Raw genomic sequence first — 19907 nt, 5'->3', positions numbered from 1 at the left:
CGCCGACGGCGATCCGCCTCGGCGCCATTTCCCGTTGCGGGGCTACGCCCGGCCTCGGCGCATTTCCACCTGGGCGGCCAAGTCGGCGTCCTCGTGGTCGAGGCCGTAGGTCCAGACCGTTTCCGCGTCGGCGTCCCGCCCGCGCAGCGGCAGGGTGCGGGCCAGCAGCTCGATCGCCAGGGCGGCCGTGTCGGCGTCCGGGCCCGCTTCGACCGCGACCTCGAACTCGGCGCAGGCCATCTCCAGGTGGGCGATGCCCAGCAGGACACGGAGCCGTGCGGCGTCGGCGACGCCCGGGACGGCCAGGGCCTGGAGCAGGAGGTCGGCCGCCTCGGCGGGGGCGTTCTCCTCCAGCAGGATCTGGGCCATGCGCTCGGCCGTGACCGACAGGCCGACCGCGGCGCTGGCCTGGTCGGGGGCCGCCGTGTCGGCGGCGAGCGTCGCGAAGATCGCCGCCGCGGCGTCGAGGTCCCCGGCGTCATAGAGGCGCCGGGCCTCGTCGATCTGCCGTCCGGAGTCGATGGCCGTCATCTCGGGGGGCCTCCAGGGAACCGGGCCGAAAGGGATTGCGAAGATCCTAACGACCGGGTCCCCCATTAGGCGGCAGACATGCGGAAGGTGATGGGTTTCTGTCTCCCCCTTCAGGGAAGGGTCAGCCGGTTCAGTCCTCGTAGGCCGAAAGAGGCGGGCAGGCGCAGACCAGGTTGCGGTCGCCGTAAGCCTGGTCGATGCGCCGGACCGGCACCCAGTACTTCTGGTCGCGCAGCGAGGCCACCGGGTAGGCCGCCTCGGTCCGGGTGTACGGGTGGTCCCACTCGTCGGCCGTCAGCACGTCGGCCGTGTGGGGGGCGTTGCGCAGCGGGTTGTCCTTGGCGTCGTACAGGCCCGAAGCGACCTTGGAGATCTCCCCGCGCACCGCGATCATGGCGTCGGCGAAGCGGTCGAGTTCGGCCAGGTCCTCCGACTCGGTGGGCTCGATCATCAGCGTCCCGGCCACGGGGAAGGACATGGTCGGGGCGTGGAAGCCGTAGTCGATCAGGCGCTTGGCGACGTCGTCGACGGTCACCCCCGTTTCGCGGGTGATGGCGCGCAGGTCGATGATGCACTCGTGGGCGACCAGGCCCTCGCGCCCGGTGTAGAGGACGGGGTAGTGCGGGGCGAGCCGCCGGGCCAGGTAGTTGGCCGACAGGATCGCCTGCTCGGTCGCGGCCTTGAGGCCGTCGGCGCCCATCATCCGCACGTACGCCCACGAGATCGGCAGGATGCCCGCCGATCCGAACGGCGCGGCCGAGACCGGGCCGACGACGCCGCGTCCCGGGAGGAACGGGGCCAGGTGGGCCTTGACCGCGACCGGGCCGACGCCGGGGCCGCCGCCGCCGTGCGGGATGCAGAAGGTCTTGTGCAGGTTCAGGTGGGACACGTCGGCGCCGAACTCGCCCAGTTTGGCCAGGCCGACGAGGGCGTTGAGGTTGGCGCCGTCGACGTAGACCTGCCCGCCGGCCTCGTGGACCTTCGCGCACAGGTCGACGATGGTCTGCTCGTAGACGCCGTGGGTCGACGGGTAGGTGACCATGATCGCCGCCAGCCGGTCGGCGTGCTTGGCGATCTTGGCGTCGAGGTCGGCCATGTCGACGTTGCCGTCGGCGTCACAGGCGACCACGACGACCCGCATGCCCGCCATGACGGCGGAGGCGGCGTTGGTGCCGTGGGCCGACGACGGGATCAGGCAGACGTCGCGCTCGTGGTCGCCCCCGGCACGGTGGTAGGCCCTGATGGCCAGCAGGCCGGCGAACTCGCCCTGCGACCCGGCGTTGGGCTGGATGGAGACGGCGTCGTAGCCGGTCACCTCGGCCAGCCAGTCTTCCAGGCTGAGGATCAGGTCGGTGTAGCCGTCGGTCTGCTCGGCGGGCGCGAACGGGTGGATCGACGCGAACTCGGGCCAGGTGATCGGCTCCATCTCGGTGGTCGCGTTGAGCTTCATCGTGCACGACCCGAGCGGGATCATCGACCGGTCGAGCGCGATGTCCTTGTCCTGGAGCCTGCGCAGGTAGCGCAGCATCGCCGTCTCCGACCGGTAGTCGTGGAAGACGGGGTGGGTCAGGTAGCCGGTGGTCCGCTGGAGGCCCTGGGGCAGCGCGTCGTCGGTGGAGATGTCGAGATCGTCCACGGAGGGGCCGTCGACGCCGAAGGCCGTCCAGACGGCGCTCAGGTGCGCGGAGGTGGTTTTCTCGTCACAGGCCACCGCGATGTGGTCGTCGCCGTCCTCGCGGACGTTGACGCCGAGGTCCCGGGCCGCCGCCGCGACCGCGGCCGCGCGGCCCGGCACGCGGGCGGTCACGGTGTCGAAGAACTCGTCGTGGACGACCTCGACGCCCCCCGCGCGCAGCCCCGCGGCCAGCACGGCGGCGTGCCGGTGGGCCCGCAGGGCGATCCGGCGCAGGCCCTCGGGGCCGTGGTAGACGGCGTACATCGACGCGATCACCGCCAGCAGGACCTGGGCGGTGCAGATGTTGCTGGTCGCCTTCTCGCGGCGGATGTGCTGCTCGCGGGTCTGGAGCGCCAGCCGGTAGGCGGGGCGGCCGTCGGCGTCGATCGACACGCCGACCAGGCGTCCGGGCATCTGCCGCTGGAGGCCCTCACGTACCGACATGTAGGCGGCGTGCGGACCGCCGAACCCGAGCGGGACGCCGAAGCGCTGCGACGATCCGACCGCGATGTCGGCCCCGAGGGTGCCGGGCGCCTCCAGCACGGTCAGCGCGAGCAGGTCGGCCGCCACGGTCACGACCGCCCCGGCCGCCTTGGCGCTCGCGGCCAGCGCCCGGAAGTCGGCCACCCGGCCCGAGGCCCCCGGATACTGCACCAGGATCCCGAAACATTCGGGCAGCTCACCGGTGTAGTCGGACTCGACGAGGGTGATGCCGAGCGGCTCGGCGCGGGTGGCGAGCACCGCCTTGGTCTGCGGGAGCGCGTCGGCGTCGACCACGAACACGTCGGCCTTGACCTTGGAGGCCCGGCGGGCCAGCGTCATCGCCTCGGCGGCGGCGGTGGCCTCGTCCAGGAGGGAGGCGCCGGCGACGTCGAGGCCGGTCAGGTCGCTGACCACGGTCTGGAAGTTGAGCAGCGCCTCCAGGCGCCCCTGCGAGATCTCCGGCTGGTACGGCGTGTAGGCCGTGTACCACCCCGGGTTCTCCAGCACGTTGCGCAGGATCACGCCCGGCGTGATCGTGTCGTGGTAGCCCAGGCCGATCATCGAGGTCAGCACGGTGTTGCGGGCGGCCAGCGCGCGCAGTTCGGCGAGCGTCTCGGGCTCGGACAGCGCGGGCGGCAGGGCGAGGGCCCCGGCGGTGCGGATCGAGTCGGGGACCGCCACGGCGACCAGGTCGGCGACGGTCTCGTAGCCGACGGCCTCCAGCATGCGGGCCTGGGCGGCGTCGGAAGGACCGATGTGGCGGGTGGCGAACGGCGGGGCGTCCAGGTCACGGAGCGGTGTGCGGTCGGTCATGACAGGGAACTCCAGGGCAGGCGAGACCGGGCGGTCTCCCCCTCTGTCATGGAACCTGAGAGCTTCACCGGACGACGACGGCCGGTTTTCCCCTTCGGTGAGGCGCCGCCTGGACGGCGGACCTGCTTTTCAGAGCTGCCTCGCCTGGCGGTACGGGTGCCTGAGAGATTCCGGGGAGGTTTGCTCCTTCGGCGCCCCATTCAGTGCAGATGGGGACTCTCCCGCGCAGGGTCGATGGCTACAACCACCTTACCCGTACCCCTGAGCTGGGGTCTCAACCGGTCTTCCGAGCCCTCCGCCGCTGGGCCAGTTCATCGGAGGGGTGGTCGGCCTCGTCACTGTCGGGGCCGACCGCGAGTTCCCCCGGCAGCTCCGCGAGTGATCCCTCGACCTCGCGCCAGACCCGGCCGAGGGCGATGCCGAAGACCCCCTGCCCTCCTTGGAGGAGGTCGATGACCTCGTCGGCGGAGGTGCACTCGTAGACGCTCACGCCGTCGCTCATGAGGGTGATCTGGGCGAGGTCGTTGACCCCGCGGTCGCGCAGGTGCTGGACGGCGGTGCGGATCTGCTGGAGGGAGACCCCGGTGTCGAGGAGCCGTTTGACGACCTTGAGCACCAGGATGTCGCGGAAGCTGTAGAGCCGCTGGGATCCGGAGCCCTGGGCGGGCCGGATCGTCGGCTGCACCAGGTCGGTGCGCGCCCAGTAGTCGAGCTGGCGGTAGGTGATCCCGGCGGCGGAACACGCCGTGGGACCGCGGTAGCCGATGTCGTCACGCACCGCCGCGGGCCGCTCGTCGAACAGCAGGCCCTGCTCACCGGCGCGCTCCCGCGCCGACTCACGCTGAACCGCGTCGTGCTGGTCGGCTTTGTTACCCTCGCCGCTGCTGACCGCCACTGCGGACCTCCGGCTTTCTCTCATCCCACGGTCTGATCTGGGGGTACGCGAACTACAACCGTGGATTCACTTGCACCGTAGGACTGGGGAAAGGCACAGTCAACGACCGCCCCCGGCGCGTCGTGAAGGTGAGATAACCCCTCAACTCAACCCGCACGGCCGAAATCCTCGGGGCTGATGTTGTCCAGGAACTCCCGGAACTTCTCGACCTCGTCCTCCTGGTCATCGGCCATGCTGACGCCGTTCTCCCGCATCACGTCTTCGCTGGCGAAGATCAACGCGTCGGTCCGGAGGGCCAGGGCGATGGAGTCGGAAGGACGTGCGCTTACCTCTACGCCGTTGGAGAACACCAGGTCGGCGTAGAAGATGCCGTCACGCAACGCGACGATGTTGACGCGTTCGAGTGAGACCTTGAGCGCGCCCAGCACGTTGCGGAAAAGATCATGGGTCAGCGGTCGGGGCGGTGGCTCGTCCGCCTGGGCGAGCGCGATCGCCGTCGCCTCGGTCATCCCAATCCATATCGGCAGGTAGCGGTCGCCGTTCGCCTCCTTGAGAAGGACGATCGGCTGGTTCGAGGGCATCTCCACCCGGACCCCCACGAACTCCATCTGCAACACAGGCGCTCACTCTCCGGGATGCGGCATTTCACCAGGTATTCAACTCACCAGGCATTCAACGTAACACCCACGCGCCGGACCCGCGTCAACGGCCGAGTGAGCCGCGGACGGCCCCTTCCAGCAGCGCGGCGTGGATACGTAATAACAACCCGGTGATCTCCCGTGCCGATTCCCCGGCATGGTCGATGGCCCCCGGGGCCCGGCGGCGCAGCAAAGGTGCGACGGCCTGCTCGACCAGGCCCGCCTCGCGTTCGGCGGCGGCCTTGACCGTGCGCAGGTGCCGGGCGTGCAGGCCGAAGGAGGCCAGCGCGCCCACGCTGCGGGCGATCTCGAGGGACGCCTCGTCGTAGAACCGGGCCGTCGAGGTGATCAGGCCGTAGTCTTCGAGCTCGGCCAGCGTCTCCTCGTCGATCTCGGCCGCGGCCAGCAGCTCTTCCCTGCTGAGCCGCACGGCCACCGGCTCGCTGTCGACCCCCCGTGGGCGCGACGACTCGTCGAGCTGGGTCTTGATCACGCGCAGCGGCAGGTAACGATCGCGCTGGGCGGTCAGGATGAACCGCAGCCGCTCCACGTCGCCCGGGGTGAACTTGCGGTAGCCGGAGGGGCTGCGCTCGGGCTCGATGAGCCCTTCGCCCTCCAGAAACCGGATCTTGGAGATCGTGACGTCGGGGAACTCGCCCTGAAGCTGGGCGAGCACCTCCCCGATGCTCATGAAGGCCCTGGCCGCCTCGGCGCCCATGATCAGCCCCGGGTCAGGAACACCAGCCGGAACTTCCCGATCTGCACCTCGTCCCCCCCCGCGAGGGGGAACTCCTCGATGCGCTCCCGGTTCACGTAGGTGCCGTTGAGGCTGCCGACGTCACGGGCGGTGAACTGGCCGCCGCGCCGGTAGAACTCGGCGTGCCGCCGCGACACGGTGACGTCGTCGAGGAAGATGTCGCTCTCGGGGTGCCGGCCGGCCGTCGTGAGGTCGCTGTCGAGCAGGAACCGGCTGCCGGCGTTGGGGCCGCGCATCACGACGAGGAGGGCGGTGCCGGGCGGCAGCTGCTCGATCGCGGAACGGTCCGGAAGCAGGCCTTGGCCGGTCGCCTCCTCGATGGCCTCAAGGGAGATCGTCGAGGTGTTGTCGGGGACGAAGCCCTGACCCGTCGAATAGGGGTTGGGAGGAGCCTGGGTGTGTGCCGGTGGGCTCAGCGGCGAACCGCATCGCGAACAGAAACGGGCATCCTCGGGGTTGGGGTGACCGCACTGCGTGCAGTAGACGCTGGGCATCGAACGGCTCGGCCTCTCTCACGACTAGCTCAAACTTGCGAATGCCGAAACTTACGCTGATCAGGCACATAGGTCAAGGCAGACGCGCCGGACAATGGCCACCCAACGCTATCGTCAGGCACCGGCCACGGTCCATGGCGCCACACCAACCACATGTGATCACCGTTTCGGGTCAGGCTATCGTTTCATGCCGAACCGGCGGCCCGCTCGACCACGTCGGCCCATCGTTCGAGAAGCGACTGCGCGGTGTCCATGTCGTGACCCTCGGCCCACAGGTGGGTGACGGCTTCCGACGGGTCGGGCAGCACCAGCGCCCAGCTACCGTCTTCACCGACGACGCGCACGCCGTCGGTGGTGTCGATGCGGTCGCCCTCGGCGGCCTCGACGACCGAGCGCATGACCGCGCCCTTGTGGGCCCACGGGGTGGGGACGGTGCGGCGCAGGAGCTTGGTCTCGGGGATGCGGGCGTCGATCTGGCTGAGCGACAGGCGGGTGCGGGCGACCAGGCCGAGCAGCCGCAGGAAGACGGCCAGGCCGTCGACCGTGGGGCCGAACTCGGGCACGATGAAGCCGCCCCGGCCGTCGCAGGCGAACACCATTTCCGGGTGGCGCGAGGCGGTGGTGAGGGCGTCGGTGCTGGTGGCCGTCCAGTCGACGTGGACGCCGTGGAAGCGGCAGACCATCTCGGCGACGCGGGTCGTGGTCACCGGCAGGGCGACGCGGCCGCCCCGGCGTTCGGCGGCGACCAGGTCGAGCACTACCAGAAGGGCCCGCTCCTCACTGATGAGCTGGCCCTTCTCGTCGACGAGGGAGACCCGCTCCCCCACCGGATCGAAACGGACTCCGAAGGCGGCCCGCGAGGAGGCCACGAGCTCGGCGAGCCGTTGCAGGTCACGGCGGCGTTCGGCGAAGGTCTCGGTGGGTGAGGCGTCGTCGAGCCGGTTGTTCACTGTGAGAACCCCCACACCGACGCGGCCGAGCAGGCTGGGCAGCACCAGCGAGGCGGTGCCGCCGGCGCAGTCGACGACGACCTTCATCTCGGCGTCCTTCACGCCGGTCATGTCGACGCAGCGGACCAGGTCGCGCGAGTAGGTGTCGAGGGCGCGGGCCGGGAAGGACAGTTCGGCGATCTCGCCGGGGAAGGCGCGGCGGTATTCCTGGCGGGAGAAGACGCGTTCCAATTTGCGCTGCGCGGCCTGGGAGAGGTCGGCACCCGTTTCGTCCATGAAGACGATGTCGACGCTCTGGGGGTCGCCCGCCGTCGTGCGCAGGGCGATGCCGCCCTTCACGGTCTCGCGGGAGGTGTGGAAGCGGGCCACCGGCATGGCGGCGGCCTCGAGGTCGACCACGTTGATGGCGCTGGCGTTGAGGGCGCTGATGACGGCGCGCTTGAGGGCGCGGGCGGCCCGGGAGCCGTCGCGGCTGGTGACGACGGTGTCGCCCTTGCTGAGGGTCGTGGCGTAGGCGCTGGCCAGGCGTACACACAACTCGGGGGTGATCTCGACGTTGACCAGGCCGCTGACGCCCCTCGGGCCGAACAGGCTGCGCTGGCCCCGGGACTCCCAGATGACGCTGGTGTTGACGACGGCGCCGGCCTCGACGGTCTTGAAGGGGTAGATCTTGACGCCGCTGGAGACGTAGGCCTCGGCCTCGATGACGCACTCGTCGCCGACGACGGCGTTCTCCTCGATGCGGGCCGCCGCCATGACGTCGGTGTTCTTGCCGACCACGCAGCCGCGCAGGTTGGCCGCCGGGCCGACGTAGACGTTGTCGTGGACGACCGCGCGGTGCAGGAACGCCCCCTCTTTGACGACGGCGTTGCTGCCGAGCACGGTGTACTCGCGCAGTTCGGCGCCAGCCTCGACCTTGGCGTAGTCGCCGATGAACAGGGGGCCCTTGAGCACCGCCTCGGGGTCGACGGAGGCGCCCTCGGCGGCCCACACGCCGGGCGAGAGCTCGAACGCGTCGAAGTCGATCTTGACGCGGCCCTCCAGCACGTCGGCCTGGGCCTTCAGATAGCTCTCGTGGGTGCCGACGTCCTCCCAGTAGCCGTCGGCGACGTAGCCGAACAGCCGCTCGCCGCGCTCCAGCAGCTTGGGGAACACATCGGACGACCAGTCGACCGACCGGCCCGCCGGCACCTCGTCGAGGACGGCCGGTTCCATGATGTAGATGCCGGTGTTGACGGTGTCGGAGAAGACCTGGCCCCAGGTGGGCTTCTCGAGGAAGCGCTGGATGCGGCCGTGGTCGTCGACGATGATGATGCCGAACTCCAGCGGGTTGGGCACCCGCTTGAGGCCGATGGTGACCAGCGCCCGGTGCTCGCGGTGGAACCGGAGCATGTCGGTCAGGTCGATGTCGGTGAGGGCGTCGCCCGAGATGACCAGGAAGCGGTCTTCCCGCAGCCGGTCGGCGGCGTTCTTGACGCTCCCCGCGGTGCCGAGGGGGCTCTCCTCGGTGGCGTAGTGGAGGGTCATGCCGAGCTCGTCGCCGTCGCCGAAGTAGTTGCGGATCAGCGCGGCCAGGAACTGGACGGTCACGACGGTCTCGGTGTAGCCGTGGCGCTTGAGCAGCCGGAGCACGTGTTCCATGATCGGCCGGTTGATCACGGGGAGGAGGGGTTTGGGCTGGTTGGCGGTCATCGGCCGCAGCCTGGTTCCTTCCCCGCCCGCCATCACCACGGCCTTCACGGGATGATCACCCTCTTCAGGAAACGCGTGCGAGCTGCCGCACCTGCACCACGTAAAGCACCCCTGCCCACCAGTACAGACCCGTACCCCAGATGACGAACGCCCACCCGAAAATCGCCGAGATCTCCGCATACCACCCTTGGTGGGCGGCCAGGAAGAGCAGCGGGAAGGCGTACATGAGGTTGGCGGTGGCGGCCTTGCCCAGGAAGTGGACGGGCAGGGCGTAGCCGTAGCCCATGCGGCGCAGGAACGGCACGGTGAACAGCAGCAGGACGTCGCGGCCGATGACCAGCGCGGCCAGCCACCACGGGATGATGTCGCGCAGCACCAGGCCCGCGAGGGTGGCCAGGATGTAGAGGCGGTCGGCCGCCGGGTCGATGAGGCGGCCGAGCTTGCTCGTCTGGTTCCAGGCGCGGGCGAGCTTGCCGTCGAGCCAGTCGGAGAAGCCCGCCACCATCAGCAGGGCGATGGCCCAGCCGTCGGCCTTCGGGCCGAGGATCAGCCACAGGAAGACCGGGACGCCGAGCAGACGCAGGAAGCTCAGCAGGTTGGGGATCGTCCAGATCCGGTCTTCGCCGGTAGTCACGACCCCGACCCTACATGCGCGGCGGTTGCGCGAAGCCGTCCGCCGGGCGGAAGTCGGGGCCGACCAGGCCGAGGCGGTGGGCGACCACGGCGACCTGGGTGCGGTTGCGCAGCCGCAGCTTCTCCATGAGCGCCGCGACGTGGGTCTTCACCGTGGTCACGCCGACGTGCAGCCGGGCGGCGATCTCCTGGTTCGACAGGCCGGTGCCGACCAGGGTGAGCACCTGCGTCTCGCGGTCGGTCAGGAACGAGGGACGCTCGGGCGCGCGCTGGTCTTCGGCGGCTAGGGCGCGGGCGACCACGCGGCGCAGCACCGAGGGGGCCAGGAGCTGCTCGCCGTGGGCGGCACGGCGGACGGCGTCGACCATGCGGTCGGGCGGGTCGTCCTTGACCAGGAAGCCCATCGCGCCGGCCCGCAGCGCGGCGTACACGTTCTCGTCCTCGGCGAAGGTGGTCAGCACGACCACGCGGGCCGACGGGTGGGCGGCCAGGATGCGGCGGGTGGCCTCCAGGCCGTCGACGCGCGGCATCCGCAGGTCCATCAGGACGACGTCGGGCCGTTCGCGTTCCACGACCCGCACCGCGTCGACGCCGTCGGCGGCCTCGCCGCAGACCGCCACGTCTCCGGCGGCCTCCAGCATCATGCGCACCCCGGCCCGGACCAGCGCCTGGTCGTCGGCGACCACGACGCGGATCATCGGGCCACCACCCCGAAGGTGGCCACCAGGCGCCAGCCGCCGTCGGGCAGCGGACCGGCGGTCAGCCGTCCGCCGAGGGCGCGCGCGCGTTCGCGCATGCCGGCCACACCGTGCCCCGACGACGGCAGCTCCATCGGAGCCGTACCCGGGGTGTTGCGGATCTCTACGACGAGCTCCTTCTCATCGGCCGTGACGCTCACCGTCGCCCGGCTTCCCTCTCCCGCGTGCTTGAGCACGTTGGTCAGTCCCTCTTGGACGATCCGGGCCGCCGACGCGCGGGCCACCAGCGCGGCGCGGGCGGTCTCGGGGGCGATCTCCAGGACCACCTCGATCCCGGCGGCGGTCACCCGGGCGGCGGCGTCGCGCATGACCTCGTCGGGGTCGGCCACCGGCAGGGTCGCGCCGGAGATCCCGCCGGGCCCGGGGTCGCGCAGCACCGCCAGCAGGCCGCGCAGGTCGTCGAGGACCTGGTGGCCGGTGTCGCGGATGTCGGCCAGCGCCTCGGCGGCCGGTCCGCCCGCCCCGGCGTACTGGGCCGCGCCCGCCCGCAGCACCATCGCGCCCACGTGGTGGGCGACGATGTCGTGGACCTCGCGGGCGATCCGCTCGCGTTCGGCCAGCCGGTCGCTGCGGGCCCGTTCGGCCCGCAGCTCCTCTTCTCTTCTCGCGGCTGTACGCCGTGCGCCCACATAGGCCCCGATCGCGGCCGGAGCCACCACCATGGTCGCGACGACCCCGTAGGTCAGCCCGGTGACGTCGCTCCGGGAGTCGATCACGGTGGCCAGGGTGACCCCGCAGGTCAGCAGGTATCCGGCGCCCAGCCAGCGCCAGGTGGCCTGGCTGGCGAACACGGCCAGCGCCACGAACAGCACGACCCGGAGGCTGTCGGCGACCGGCGGCACCAGGTTGTCGGCCACCAGCACGAGCGCGCTCTCGAACAGCAGCACCGCCCCGGGCAGCCACCGGATCGCCCCCAGCGCCAGCCCCGACAGCACCGCCAGCAGGCCGACGCCGCCGACCCGCAGGTCGTGGCCGTCCCAGTAGGACCAGGTGCCGAGGACGGCGTAGGCGACTCCCCCGGCGGCGAACAGCACGTCGAGCAGCGGCGCGGCCTCCTCGCCCCGGTCGCGGCGGTCGGCCGCGCCCTGGAGATAGCGCCCGATGAGGACCGGCAGCAGCACGATGCCGACGACGTAGTACCAGTAGTTCCTGGTGAAGGCGACGCCCGGATCGGCCAGGTTGACCGCGGTGGCCAGGCACGCGGCGACGGCGGCGACGGCCGTCCAGGCCAGGGTGCGCCGGCGGGCGACCACGCCGACCACTATCGGCAGCAGGATCTGCACGCCGTCGACCAGCCCCGACCCCACGTTGTCGAACACGAGGAGCAGCCCGGCGAGCGCGAACGCGACCGCGATCGGCCGGTGGCGCAGGAACGCCAGCGGCAGGCCGGTGCAGACCGCGATCAGCATCACCTGGTAGCCGTGCGGGGTCGGCGCGCCCGTCCACGACTCGCTCGCGAGCACCGACAGCGCGGCACCGGAGGCGGCCAGGACGAGGTCCGGCCACCAGGTGACGCGCCACCGGAGGTATGACATGAATGCACGGTAGCGGCCCAAATGGGCAGCGGATCCCGTCTCGCCTCCGCCAAGTGGCCGGTCACTCGGCCGGTAGGACGGCACGCTCACCCCCCTCGGCCGCCTAGGTTCCAGGTATGGCCAACGAATCAGCCCTCTTCTTCGGGCAGTTCCTGCGCTCCCCCGCCTCCGTCGGCGCCATCGCCCCCAGTTCCCGGCGGCTCGCCGAGCAGGTGTGCGTGCCGATCCCGGAGCAGGGCGACCCCGTGGTGGTCGAGCTGGGTCCTGGAACAGGTCCCTTCACCGCCGAGATCCAGCGCCGGCTGGGCGGCCGGGGACGGCACCTGGCGGTCGAGCTCAACCCGAAGCTGGCGGCCCATCTGTCCGACCGCCACCCGGGGGTCGAGGTCGTCGTCGACGACGCGTGCGGGCTGCCGACGCTGCTGTCCGACCGGGGGGTGGCCCAGGCCGACGTGATCATCAGCGGCCTGCCGTGGGCCGCGTTCTCGCCGAAACTGCAGGACAGCCTGATGAAGGCGATCCTCGGCTCGCTGAACCCGGGCGGCGCGTTCACGATGTTCGCCTACGTCCACGCGATGCTGCTGCCCCCGGCGCTGCGGATCCGGCGGACGCTGTTCAGCTCGTTCGAGGAGGTCGTGATGGGGCGGACCGTGTGGCCGAACCTGCCTCCGGCGTTCGTCTACCACGCCCGCCGGCCCCGGAAGAACACGTTCTAGAATGCGGCATGGATTTCAGGCTGCCGGAGAGCGCGCGGGCCGTACAGGACGGCATCGGGGAGATCTGCTCCCACTACGACATGTCCTACTGGGAGCGGTGCGAGGCCGAGAAGAAGTGGCCTGAAGAGGTCTGGGCCGAGCTGGCCAAGGGTGGCTGGCTCGGCCTCGCCGTTCCCGAGGAGTTCGGTGGCGGCGGGCAGGGGCTGCTCGAACTCGCGGTGGCGACCGAGACGCTGTCGGCGTCGGGGTCGGCCGGAGGGTCGGCGTTCACCTATGTCCTGACGCCCGGATTCGGGGCTCTGACGATCGCCCGGCACGGCTCCCCGGCACAGAGGGCCGATCTGCTGCCCCGGCTGGCGGCCGGGGAGATCGAGACGTGTTTCGCGCTGACCGAGCCCGACGCGGGGTCCAACTCGCTGGCCATCACCACCTCGGCCCGGCTCGACGGGTCGGAGTTCGTGGTGAACGGGCAGAAGATCTGGATCACCGGGGTGCAGCGGGCCACGTGGATGCTGCTGGTCACCCGCACGATCCCGGCCGAGGAGGCCAGGCCCCGCACCAGCGGGATGACCGTGCTGCTGGTCAACGTGCCCGAGGCGGTGGCGGCGGGGACGCTGACCTACCGGCCGATCCCCAAGATGGGCGCGAACACGACGCCCTCGAACATGGTCTTCTTCGACGACCTGCGGGTACCCGCCGCGAACGTCGTCGGTCAGGTGAACGCCGGGGCCGTCGTGCTGTGGGACATCCTCAACCCCGAACGCATCCTGCTCGGCGCCTCCGCGCTCGGCGGCGCGGAGGTCGCGCTGAGGGTCGGGGTCGACTACGCGAAGCAGCGTGAGGTGTTCGGGCGGGCCATCGGCTCGAACCAGGGCATCGCGTTCCCGCTGGCACGGGTGAAGGCGAAGATCGAACTGGCCCGGCTCATGCTCTACAAGGCGGCCTGGCTGTTCGACCGGGGCGAGCCGTGCGGGACCGAGGCGAACATCGCGAAGCTGACCGCCTCCCAGGCGTTCTGGGAGGCGGCCGACGCGGCGTTCCAGACGCACGGCGGGATGGCCTACTCGCTGGAGTATCCGGTGGCCCGGCTGCTGGCCGACGCCCGCATCGGGCTGGTGGCGCCGGTGACCGAGGAACTCCTGCTCAACTACATGGCGACGCAGGTGCTGGGGCTGCCCCGGTCGTTCTAGAACGACGCCCTGAGGCGGTCGGCGGCGAGCTTCCTGGCCTCGGCCGCCTCGGGGAAGAAGCCCGGCAGGCCGAAGAAGCCGTGCAGCGAGCCGTCGAAGCAGCGGTATTCGGCGTCGAGGTCGGCGGCGTAGCGCTCGCACTCGGCGGTCAGCGGGTCGTGCTCGGCGGTGATGACCGTGGCCGGGGCCATCCGCGACTTGTCCTTGAGCAGGGCGGGGGCGAAGCGCGGGTCGGCGCGGTCGGCGGCGTCGGCGTACTGGTCGAACATCCAGGCCACGCGGGCGGTCTCCAGGTTGTGGTGGCCCTCCTCCTCGAAACCCCGGGTGTCGGTACGCATCTCCGTACACGGATAGATGAGCATCTGGTGCGTGAGGGGCAGGCCCGCGTCGCGCGCGAGGGCGGCGCAGACGGTGGCGAGGTTGGCGCCCGCGCTCTCGCCCATGACCGCGACCCGCTCGTGGTCGGCCAGCACCCGCTCCAGCACGGCCCAGCAGTCGTCGACGGCGGCCGGGAACGGGTGCTCGGGCGCGAGCCGGTAGTCGACCGAGATCACCAGCGCGCCGGTCTGGACGGCCAGGTCACGGCACATCGGGTCGTCGACGTCGGCACTGCCGAAGACGAAGCCGCCGCCGTGGATGTAGACGACGACCGGCAGGTCGCCGGGCGCCGGGCGGAAGACCCGGACCGGCACCCCGGCGATCTCGGTGTCGAGGACCTCGTGGAGCGGGATGCGCGGGCTCCGGCCCTCGGCGTCGCCGTCGATCGGACGGCTCTCCTGGATCTCGGCGAGGGTCGGCGGGACGTAGTCGACGGCCGGAGGGAATAGGTCCAGGTACGCGCGGGCGCGGTCGTGCAGTGTCATGTACCGCACATTAGACGAGACATCCGATGAATCGCCCGTCAGACACCGTCGCCGACCGAGAGTCGCAGCCCCCGCAGGCCGGGGTGCACCGTGCCCCGGCCGGTGATCAGCAGGAGCAGGCCGGCGATCGGCCCCTCGATGCGGCGGCCGGAGCCGACCCGCCAGTCACAGTCGGTCGCGGCCAGTTCCAGACCGGCGAAGGTCCTGCGGGCGTGGAACGGGAAGCCCATCGTCCAGACGCGGTCGGCCGCCGCCATCGCGGGCTCCACCGGCATCGGGCGCTCCCGGCCGAGGGGGACGGCCATGTCCTGGCCGTGGACCAGGGCGTCGATCAGGGGTTCGAGGTGGGTGATCCCGGGGGCCTTGCGGCGGGAGCCGATCATCGCGCGGATGTCCTCGGCGTAGGTCTCGACGGGCCGCCGCGCCGCCCGGACGGCCGTGTCGTGGATCATGCGGTCGAAGCTCCCCCCGGCCTTCAGCAGGTCCCATACGGCCCTGACCGGCCGGGTGTGGGCCAGGGTGAGGTGGGCGGCGACCTCGCGCACCCGCCAGCCCGCGCAGAGCGACGGGGTCTCCCACTCCTCCTCGGTGAGTTCGTCGAGGAGGAGGGCCAGCCCGCGGCGCTCCTCGTCGATGGCGTGCCATACGGCCTCCGCGTCCATGAGGACCCCCTTTGGTATAGTTCGAGCCTCGAACCAATATGGTTCGATTCTCTGTCTATTGTCAACGGGTGCGCGGATGAACCTCGGGCTGCTCTGTTATTTCCCCTACCGGGCCATGGAGGCCCGCGTCATGGCGGCCGTCGAGGCGGCGGGGTACGCGTTCACGATCGCCCAGGGGCGGATGCTGGCCCGGGTGGGCCCCGAGGGAACCCGGGTCGGCGACCTCGCCGAGCAGGCCGGGGTCACCAAGCAGAGCGCGACGTTCCTGGTCAACCAGCTGGAGCGGCTCGGCTACGTCGAGCGGGTGCCCGACCCGGCCGACGCGCGGGCGCGGCTGGTCCGGCTGTCGGAACGAGGCTGGGCCGGGGTCGCCGTCGCCAGGAAGGTCGAGGCGGAGGTCGAGGCCGAATGGGTCGCCCACCTGGGCGAGCCCGGCGCCACCGAACTGCGCCGGGCCCTGGAACGCCTCCGCGAGATCACCGACCCCTATCAGTGATATTTCCTACTAGGATAGAAGGAAATATCACTCGACCGGGAAGCCCGGAACATGACGGAAGTGCTGCTGGGGCTGCTGGCCGGCTTCGTGGTCGCGGCGCTCGGCACCCCGGTCGGCGTCTCCGGCGCGGTGTTCCTGCTGCCGTTGCAGGGGAGCCTGCTCGGCGTCACCGGTCCGGCCGTCAGCGCGACCAACCTCGTCTTCAACACCCTGTCGACGCCGCTGGCCCTGCTGCGCGCGCCCGGCGTGCGGGCCAGGTCGGCCGAGCTGGTCGTCGTCGGTGCGGCCTGCGTGCCCGCGGCGGTGCTCGGAGCGTACGGACGGGTGACGCTGTTCGCCGATCCGGCCAGGTTCCGCATCCTGGTGATCGCGGTGCTCGCGCCGCTGGGGGTCCAGCTTCTCGTGCGGTCCTTCCGGAAGGCGCGGGAGGCGGAGCCCGAGCCGCAACCTCTGTCGGTCGTGCCGGTCGTGCCGCTGGTCGTGCTCGCGCTGGTGACCGGGGCGGTCGGCGGGGCGATCGGGATCGGCGGGGGTTCCCTGCTGGCGCCGGTGCTCGTCGCGGTGGCGCGCCGGACCGTGCAGGCCGCCGCGCCGCTCGCGCTGACCTCGACGCTGTCGACGTCGGTCTGCGGGCTGGTCGCCTACAGCCTGTTCGACCTGTTCCACATCGGCACGCCACCGGCCGCGCCCGTCTGGCACATCGGGATCGCGACCGGGGTGGGCGGGATCGCGGGGGCCCTCCTCGGCGCCACCGTGGCCCGGCGCGCCGGGGAACGCGCGCTGACGCTCCTCCTCGGCACGACCGCCACCGCCACCGCCGTCAGCCAGCTGATCCAGGTCCCCGGGTAGGGCTTACTCCCGGTCGGATCCGGGCGCATCCGGCCGGGTCGTCGTCAGAAGGGCTGGGCGGCCTCGATCAGGGACTCCATCAGGCGGTTGTCGGCGCCGCGTTCCGGGTGCCACTGCACGCCCACGCAGAACCGGTGGCCCTGGAGCTCGATGCCCTCCACGATCTGGTCGTCGCCCCACGCCACCGCCAGGAGGCCCTGGCCGAGCTTCTTCACCGCCTGGTGGTGCGGCGCGTTCACCTCGATGCGGTCGCCGACGGCCTTGCCGATCTTGCTGGACACACTGACGATCACGGTGTGCCGCGCACCCGAGTGGCGGTCGTGCGCCACCACGTCGGGCAGCCACGGAATCAGCGAACCACCCAAAGCCACGTTCAGCACGTGCATGCCACGCGAGACGGCCAAAACGGGCTTGCCCGCCGCGACGGCGGCCTTGGCCAGGGCGATCTCGAAACGGTCGCGGTGGGCCTGGGGCTCGTCGACCCGCGACTCGCGGGGTTCGCCGTACAACGCCGGGTCGAGCTCGATGCCGCCGGCCAGCAGGACACCGTCGAGGCCGCGCAGATGGTCGTCGACATTGGCCGCGAGCAGCGGCGGCAACAGGACGGGCACGCCGCCGGCCTTCTCCACGGCCCGCGAGTAGCCCTGCGGCGAGACCACGGCCTCCCGCACCCACGCACCCCAGCGGGCGGCCTCAAGGTAGCTGGTGATGCCAATGATCGGACGAGCCATGGAGTCTCCAGTAGGTTGCGCGCGACGGCATGCCCATCATGGCGCACATGATTTCGGTTTTGTCACGTATCCCACGCTTCTTCAGCAGATTCACCGACCCCCCTCCCGGCAATGCGAATCGCGTTCGCGTTCCTTGTCCGAAAATGTCGCTCCCGGCGCCTACGGAGGATCACGTCGCCGTTACCAACAGTCTCCTTTGAGGTGAATCAGTTGTGACGTCCATCTCCGAGTGGAAGACTCCCAAATGAGCGAACGGATGTGCCGGGGGGCCGCCACGCTCATTCACCCGGAACCGTCAGGGAGGTGGATCGGCAGACCGGAAGAACCTATTCCGGTCACAAGGGTGGGACCAATACATGTCGTTGAATCCGCGCCTCGTCAAAGAGAGTTTCTCCGTCGTCGAGCCTGTCGCGGAGCGAGCAGCCGCGTACTTCTACGGCCGCCTGTTCGCGCAGAGTCCGCATCTCCGGGGCATGTTCCCCCCGGCGATGGACATCACGCGAGACCGTCTTTTCGGCTCGCTGACCCGGATCGTCTGGATGCTGGACAGCCCGGACAGCCTGGGGGGGTATCTGGGACAACTCGGTCGTGACCACCGTAAGTACGGTGTGATGGCCGAGCACTACACCGCCGTCGGCAACGCGTTGCTGGCGACCATCAAACGCTTCGCGGCCGAAATCTGGAACGCGGAGATCGAGGCGGCGTGGGTGGCCGCCTACACCGCAGCGGCCGATCTCATGATCGGCGCCGCCGACGCCGACGCGGGCGTGAACCCCGCCTGGTGGCTGGCCGAGGTGGTCGACCACGACCGCCGCGCGCCCGACATCACCGTCGTCACGCTGCGGCCCGGCCAGCGCATGGACTTCACGCCTGGTCAGTACGTCAACGTGCAGGTCGCCCGCTGGCCCCGCGTCTGGCGGACCTTCTCCATCGCCAACGCGCCGCGGGCCGACAACACGATCACGCTGCACGTGCGCACCCTGCCCGGCGGCTGGGTGAGCACCGCGCTCGCGCAGCACACCAAGATCGGCGACCAGGTCCTCCTCGGGCCGCCGGTCGGCACCATGGCGCCGCCCGAGGGCGAGCGCGACATCCTCTGCGTGGCCGGCGGCACCGGCCTGGCCCCGCTGAAGGCCATCGTCGAGCAGGTCATCGCCTCGGGGCGGCGGCCCAACATCTCGATGATCGTGGGCGCCCGCCGGGCGGCCGAGCTCTACGACCTGCCCGACCTGCGCCGAATGGAGTCGGGCTTCCCGTGGCTGAGCGTGCTGCCGGTGGTGTCGCAACAGGATTCGTACACGGGAATGAGAGGTGACCTCGACGAGGTGGTGCCGAGGATCAGTTCGTGGACGGGCCACGAAGTGTATGTGTGCGGTCCGTCGACGATGGTGAACGCGACCGTGCGGCGGCTGCTCGACAGCGGGGTGCCGCTGGCGAGCATCCACCGGGACGCGATTCAGGGTGAACCCTGAAGCATGCCCCCGACAGGGCCGCGCCCTGGCACGATAAGCGGATGAACGCCCGGCCGGTCACGCTGGTGACCTTCGTGCTGCCCAGTACCCTGCGCCACTGGATCGGTGACGACACCGAGGTCAAGGTGTTCGCCGTCGCCCCCGGAGCGTCGGAGACCCCGACGCTCGGCGGGGCGCTCGACACGCTCCGCCGCACCCATCCCGATCTGGAGGGGCGGCTGCGCGACGAATACGGCGCGCTGCGGCGGCACATCGGCATCTTCGTGTGCGGAGAGAACGCCCGGCGCCTGGGCGGGCTCGACTGTGAGCTCCCCCCGGGCGCCGAGGTCTACGTGTTGCCCGCGCTCAACTAGCGCCGGGTTCAGGGCGAGACGCGGCCGTTGGCGTTGAAGGCGGCGTGGGTGAGCGGCATGAGGCCCGCCCACAACGCCTCCATCTTCTCGCCGACCATCTCGATCTCGCGCTGCGGGAACGACGGCACGGCGGCCCGGTCGTCTTTGGTGCGCAGCGACAGGAAGTGCATCAGCGCGCGGGCGTTGCACGTGGCGTACATCGAGGAGAACAGGCCCACGGGCAGGACCGCCCGCGCGACCTCACGGGCGACTCCGGCCTCGAGCATCTTCTGGTACGCCGCGTAGGACGCCCGGTAGGACTCCTCCATCGTCTCGGAGACGAGGGCGTGCTGCTCGGGGGTGCCGTCGACGAACTCGTACTTCCCGGGACGGCCCTGCTGCACGAGCTGGCGGTCGGGACCGGGCACGTAGAAGACCGGCTGGAGCTCCCGGTAACGGCCGCTCTCCTCGTTGTACGACCAGACGCGGTGGCGGTGGAACTCGCGGAACACGAAGATCGGCGCACTGATGAAGAAGGTCATCGAGTTGTGCTCGAACGGGGAACCGTGCCGGTCGCGCATCAGGAAGTTGATCAGGCCCTTGGACCGTTCGGGGTCCTTGTGGATCTCCTCCAGAGACTGTTCACCGGCCGTCGAGACCCGGGCCGCCCACAGCACGTCCGAGTCGGACGCGCTGTGTTTGACCAGTTCAACGGATACGTCACTTTGCAACTTCACCATGG

20 protein-coding genes and 2 riboswitches are annotated in these 19907 nt (G+C 70.7%); of the genes, 6 read left to right on the top strand and 14 right to left on the bottom strand.

Annotation, left to right across the window (positions count from 1 at the left end):
• Window positions 1-42: 42 nt before the first annotated feature.
• From ACYQ78_RS07610 to ACYQ78_RS07565, 10 genes are all read right to left on the bottom strand, one after another.
• Complete coding sequence (locus ACYQ78_RS07610) at window positions 43-531, bottom strand: hypothetical protein (protein WP_459800012.1); 489 nt, start codon at window positions 529-531, stop codon at window positions 43-45.
• 130 nt (window positions 532-661) lie between these two features.
• Window positions 662-3502 carry an aminomethyl-transferring glycine dehydrogenase gene (gene gcvP, locus ACYQ78_RS07605; protein ID WP_459800011.1) on the bottom strand — a complete coding sequence of 947 codons (2841 nt, stop codon included), beginning with the start codon at window positions 3500-3502 and terminating at the stop codon, window positions 662-664.
• A 36-nt stretch (window positions 3503-3538) separates the two neighbouring features.
• Window positions 3539-3640, bottom strand: a riboswitch (glycine riboswitch).
• A riboswitch (glycine riboswitch) is annotated at window positions 3641-3736 on the bottom strand.
• Between the two features lie 40 nt (window positions 3737-3776).
• The gene (locus tag ACYQ78_RS07600; protein ID WP_066369875.1) at window positions 3777-4397 is read right to left on the bottom strand and encodes a MerR family transcriptional regulator; all 621 of its coding nucleotides are present in this window, start codon (window positions 4395-4397) and stop codon (window positions 3777-3779) included.
• Between the two features lie 146 nt (window positions 4398-4543).
• Window positions 4544-5014 carry a bifunctional nuclease family protein gene (locus ACYQ78_RS07595; protein ID WP_459800010.1) on the bottom strand — a complete coding sequence of 157 codons (471 nt, stop codon included), beginning with the start codon at window positions 5012-5014 and terminating at the stop codon, window positions 4544-4546.
• An 85-nt stretch (window positions 5015-5099) separates the two neighbouring features.
• Window positions 5100-5753, bottom strand: a complete 654-nt coding sequence (gene ftsR / locus ACYQ78_RS07590) for a transcriptional regulator FtsR (protein ID WP_459800009.1) — start codon at window positions 5751-5753, stop codon at window positions 5100-5102.
• A 2-nt stretch (window positions 5754-5755) separates the two neighbouring features.
• Window positions 5756-6286, bottom strand: coding sequence for an FHA domain-containing protein (locus ACYQ78_RS07585; RefSeq protein ID WP_459800008.1), 531 nt, complete (start codon window positions 6284-6286; stop codon window positions 5756-5758).
• A 185-nt stretch (window positions 6287-6471) separates the two neighbouring features.
• Complete coding sequence (locus tag ACYQ78_RS07580; RefSeq protein WP_459800007.1) at window positions 6472-8976, bottom strand: sugar phosphate nucleotidyltransferase; 2505 nt, start codon at window positions 8974-8976, stop codon at window positions 6472-6474.
• A 16-nt stretch (window positions 8977-8992) separates the two neighbouring features.
• Window positions 8993-9562, bottom strand: coding sequence for a CDP-alcohol phosphatidyltransferase family protein (locus ACYQ78_RS07575; protein ID WP_459800006.1), 570 nt, complete (start codon window positions 9560-9562; stop codon window positions 8993-8995).
• 10 nt (window positions 9563-9572) lie between these two features.
• Window positions 9573-10259 (bottom strand): response regulator, encoded by a 687-nt coding sequence (locus ACYQ78_RS07570; RefSeq protein ID WP_459800005.1) that lies wholly within the window; start codon window positions 10257-10259, stop codon window positions 9573-9575.
• Window positions 10256-11854, bottom strand: coding sequence for a sensor histidine kinase (locus ACYQ78_RS07565; RefSeq protein WP_459800004.1), 1599 nt, complete (start codon window positions 11852-11854; stop codon window positions 10256-10258). Before ACYQ78_RS07565 ends, ACYQ78_RS07570 begins: the two co-directional genes overlap by 4 nt.
• Window positions 11855-11970: 116 nt before the next feature.
• On the opposite strand from ACYQ78_RS07565, the gene ACYQ78_RS07560 reads away from it, so the two are divergent.
• Both ACYQ78_RS07560 and ACYQ78_RS07555 read left to right on the top strand, forming a co-directional pair.
• Entirely contained in the window at window positions 11971-12570 is a 600-nt protein-coding gene (locus ACYQ78_RS07560) for a class I SAM-dependent methyltransferase (RefSeq protein WP_459800003.1), read from the top strand.
• Between the two features lie 8 nt (window positions 12571-12578).
• Window positions 12579-13760, top strand: coding sequence for an acyl-CoA dehydrogenase family protein (locus ACYQ78_RS07555; protein ID WP_459800002.1), 1182 nt, complete (start codon window positions 12579-12581; stop codon window positions 13758-13760).
• Here ACYQ78_RS07555 and ACYQ78_RS07550 read toward each other — a convergent pair.
• Window positions 13757-14623, bottom strand: a complete 867-nt coding sequence (locus ACYQ78_RS07550) for an alpha/beta hydrolase (RefSeq protein ID WP_459800001.1) — start codon at window positions 14621-14623, stop codon at window positions 13757-13759. The two genes, ACYQ78_RS07555 and ACYQ78_RS07550, sit on opposite strands and share 4 nt — an antisense overlap.
• Before the next feature lie 38 nt (window positions 14624-14661).
• Complete coding sequence (locus tag ACYQ78_RS07545) at window positions 14662-15285, bottom strand: maleylpyruvate isomerase family mycothiol-dependent enzyme (RefSeq protein ID WP_459800000.1); 624 nt, start codon at window positions 15283-15285, stop codon at window positions 14662-14664.
• 76 nt (window positions 15286-15361) lie between these two features.
• Here ACYQ78_RS07545 and ACYQ78_RS07540 point away from each other — a divergent pair, with 76 nt between their 5' ends.
• Window positions 15362-15781, top strand: a complete 420-nt coding sequence (locus ACYQ78_RS07540; RefSeq protein WP_459799999.1) for a MarR family winged helix-turn-helix transcriptional regulator — start codon at window positions 15362-15364, stop codon at window positions 15779-15781.
• Window positions 15782-15832: 51 nt separating this feature from the next.
• Window positions 15833-16630: a TSUP family transporter gene (locus tag ACYQ78_RS07535; protein WP_459799998.1), complete on the top strand. Its 798-nt coding sequence runs from the start codon at window positions 15833-15835 to the stop codon at window positions 16628-16630.
• Between the two features lie 44 nt (window positions 16631-16674).
• Here the strand turns inward: ACYQ78_RS07535 and ACYQ78_RS07530 are convergent, their stop codons facing one another.
• Entirely contained in the window at window positions 16675-17361 is a 687-nt protein-coding gene (locus tag ACYQ78_RS07530) for a gamma-glutamyl-gamma-aminobutyrate hydrolase family protein (protein WP_459799997.1), read from the bottom strand.
• A gap of 356 nt (window positions 17362-17717) precedes the next feature.
• On the opposite strand from ACYQ78_RS07530, the gene ACYQ78_RS07525 reads away from it, so the two are divergent.
• Both ACYQ78_RS07525 and ACYQ78_RS07520 read left to right on the top strand, forming a co-directional pair.
• Window positions 17718-18833 (top strand): FAD-binding oxidoreductase, encoded by a 1116-nt coding sequence (locus tag ACYQ78_RS07525; protein WP_459799996.1) that lies wholly within the window; start codon window positions 17718-17720, stop codon window positions 18831-18833.
• 41 nt (window positions 18834-18874) lie between these two features.
• Complete coding sequence (locus tag ACYQ78_RS07520; protein WP_459799995.1) at window positions 18875-19186, top strand: ubiquitin family protein; 312 nt, start codon at window positions 18875-18877, stop codon at window positions 19184-19186.
• Between the two features lie 8 nt (window positions 19187-19194).
• On the opposite strand, the gene thyX is transcribed toward ACYQ78_RS07520, so the two are convergent.
• A complete protein-coding gene (gene thyX, locus ACYQ78_RS07515) occupies window positions 19195-19905 on the bottom strand; it encodes an FAD-dependent thymidylate synthase (RefSeq protein ID WP_459799994.1) in 711 nt (236 codons plus the stop codon).
• Window positions 19906-19907: the final 2 nt, after the last annotated feature.

It is taken from the genome of Herbidospora sp. RD11066 (genome assembly GCF_054661255.1).
Note: the sequence above shows the minus strand (reverse complement) of the source record. Positions and strands in the feature narration are given on the sequence as shown.

Excerpts from the sequence above, each read along its gene's own strand:
- ACYQ78_RS07610 (WP_459800012.1), bottom strand. The coding sequence starts at position 531 with ATGACGGCCATCGACTCCGGACGGCAGATCGACGAGGCCCGGCGCCTC.
- gcvP (WP_459800011.1), bottom strand. The coding sequence starts at position 3,502 with ATGACCGACCGCACACCGCTCCGTGACCTGGACGCCCCGCCGTTCGCC.
- ftsR (WP_459800009.1), bottom strand. The coding sequence starts at position 5,753 with ATGGGCGCCGAGGCGGCCAGGGCCTTCATGAGCATCGGGGAGGTGCTC.
- ACYQ78_RS07585 (WP_459800008.1), bottom strand. The coding sequence starts at position 6,286 with ATGCCCAGCGTCTACTGCACGCAGTGCGGTCACCCCAACCCCGAGGAT.
- ACYQ78_RS07570 (WP_459800005.1), bottom strand. The coding sequence starts at position 10,259 with ATGATCCGCGTCGTGGTCGCCGACGACCAGGCGCTGGTCCGGGCCGGG.
- ACYQ78_RS07565 (WP_459800004.1), bottom strand. The coding sequence starts at position 11,854 with ATGTCATACCTCCGGTGGCGCGTCACCTGGTGGCCGGACCTCGTCCTG.
- ACYQ78_RS07560 (WP_459800003.1), top strand. The coding sequence starts at position 11,971 with ATGGCCAACGAATCAGCCCTCTTCTTCGGGCAGTTCCTGCGCTCCCCC.
- ACYQ78_RS07555 (WP_459800002.1), top strand. The coding sequence starts at position 12,579 with ATGGATTTCAGGCTGCCGGAGAGCGCGCGGGCCGTACAGGACGGCATC.
- ACYQ78_RS07550 (WP_459800001.1), bottom strand. The coding sequence starts at position 14,623 with ATGACACTGCACGACCGCGCCCGCGCGTACCTGGACCTATTCCCTCCG.
- ACYQ78_RS07545 (WP_459800000.1), bottom strand. The coding sequence starts at position 15,285 with ATGGACGCGGAGGCCGTATGGCACGCCATCGACGAGGAGCGCCGCGGG.
- ACYQ78_RS07540 (WP_459799999.1), top strand. The coding sequence starts at position 15,362 with ATGAACCTCGGGCTGCTCTGTTATTTCCCCTACCGGGCCATGGAGGCC.
- ACYQ78_RS07535 (WP_459799998.1), top strand. The coding sequence starts at position 15,833 with ATGACGGAAGTGCTGCTGGGGCTGCTGGCCGGCTTCGTGGTCGCGGCG.
- ACYQ78_RS07530 (WP_459799997.1), bottom strand. The coding sequence starts at position 17,361 with ATGGCTCGTCCGATCATTGGCATCACCAGCTACCTTGAGGCCGCCCGC.
- ACYQ78_RS07525 (WP_459799996.1), top strand. The coding sequence starts at position 17,718 with ATGTCGTTGAATCCGCGCCTCGTCAAAGAGAGTTTCTCCGTCGTCGAG.
- ACYQ78_RS07520 (WP_459799995.1), top strand. The coding sequence starts at position 18,875 with ATGAACGCCCGGCCGGTCACGCTGGTGACCTTCGTGCTGCCCAGTACC.
- thyX (WP_459799994.1), bottom strand. The coding sequence starts at position 19,905 with ATGGTGAAGTTGCAAAGTGACGTATCCGTTGAACTGGTCAAACACAGC.